The organism is Azonexus sp., from assembly GCF_036170495.1.
In the GTDB taxonomy this organism is placed as follows: Bacteria; Pseudomonadota; Gammaproteobacteria; order Burkholderiales; family Rhodocyclaceae; genus Azonexus.
Map to the genome: position 1 here is coordinate 1 of NZ_JAVHPH010000426.1, position 1,769 is coordinate 1,769.

General features: G+C 63.9%; 1 protein-coding gene. It reads right to left on the bottom strand.

Annotated features, from left to right (window positions below; all coding sequences use genetic code 11):
• The coding region (gene purL / locus ADADOO_RS15490) for a phosphoribosylformylglycinamidine synthase (RefSeq protein WP_511278403.1) at positions 1-1,769 on the bottom strand (1,769 nt) is incomplete at both ends.

Here is a 1,769-nt window from a genome sequence, read left to right on the forward strand (position 1 = left end):
CATCTGGTCGCGGGCGGTCATGCCGCCGACGGAACGGTCGCCGATGGAGATCAGGAAAGTCTTGTCAGCGATGGTCGGCAGACGCATCAGGCGGTAGGCGGCGTCCTTGAGTTCGATGGCGGTGGCGTCGAAGGAGACGAAAGTTTCCGGCTCGTGCTTGACGTCGCGGGTCATGCGCGGCGGCTTGCCGAGCAACGCTTCCATTTCCATGTCGACCGGATTGACGCCGAAATGGGCATCGGTCACGGTCAGGTGGCCGTCGCCGGTCGCTTCGCCGACCACGGCGAACGGGCAGCGCTCGCGTTCGCACATGGCCTGGAATTCGCCGATGCGGTTCGGCGGAATGGCCAGCACGTAGCGTTCCTGCGATTCGTTGGACCAGATTTCGGCCGGCGACATGCCCGGCTCTTCGGTCGGCACCTTGCGCAGGTCGAACACGGCGCCGACGCCGCCCGAGTGGGCCAGTTCCGGCAGAGCGTTGGAGACGCCACCGGCACCGACGTCGTGCACGGAAAGAATTGGATTGTTCTTGCCCAGCTGCCAGCAGCGGTCGATGACTTCCTGGGCGCGGCGCTGGATTTCCGGGTTACCGCGCTGGACGGAGGCGAAGTCGAGGTCTTCGGCGTTCGAGCCGGCCGTCATCGACGAAGCGGCGCCGCCGCCCAGGCCGATCAGCATGCCGGGGCCGCCGAGTTGGACGAACTTGGTGCCGACCGGGAAGGTTTCGTCCTTGAACGACTGCTCGGCCTGGATGCTGCCCAGACCGCCGGCGATCATGATCGGCTTGTGATAGCCGCGGACGACGCCGGCGACATCCTGCTCGTAGGTGCGGAAATAGCCGGTCAGGTTCGGGCGGCCGAATTCGTTGTTGAATGCGGCCGCGCCGATCGGGCCTTCGAGCATGATGTCGAGGGCGGAAGCGATGCGCGACGGGCGGCCGTAGGCGCGCTGTTCCGTCGTTTCCCAGGGCTGAAGCGCATCGGGAATATTCAGGTTGGAGACCGAGAAACCGCAGAGGCCGGCCTTCGGCTTGGAACCCTTGCCGGTGGCGCCTTCGTCACGGATTTCACCGCCGGAACCGGTGGAGGCGCCCGGGAACGGCGAAATCGCCGTCGGGTGGTTGTGCGTTTCGACCTTGGTCAGAATGTGGGTCAGCTCTTCCTTGTAGGAATAGCCATGGTCGCCATCCGGGTAGAAGCGCTGGATGCTGGCTCCTTCGATGATCGACGAATTGTCGGCGTAGGCCATCACCGTACCCTGCGGGTGGGCGGCGTGGGTTTCGCGGATCATGCCGAACAGGGTCTTGTCCCTTGCTTCGCCGTCGATCACCCAGGAAGCGTTGAAAATCTTGTGGCGGCAGTGCTCGGAATTGGCCTGGGCGAACATCATCAGTTCGACGTCGGTCGGGTTGCGACCGGCAGTGGTGAAGATGTTCAGCAGGTAGTCGATTTCGTCGTCGGACAGCGCCAGACCGAGCGAAGAGTTGGCCTCGACCAAGGCCAATTTACCGCCTTTTAGGACGTCGACCGTAGCCAGCGGCTTCGGCGCGAAATGGCGGAACAGTTCGCCGGCAGCTTCGAAACCGGGCAGCACGGAATCGGTCATGCGGTCGTGCAGCAACGCGGCGACCACTTTCTTTTCGTCGGCGCTCAGGACGCGACCGCCCTTGACCACAACGTGGAAGGCAATGACGCGTTCGATGCGCTCGATGGCATCCAGATCGCAGTTCCAGGCGATGTCGGTGGCCTTCGACGACCACGGCGAAATGG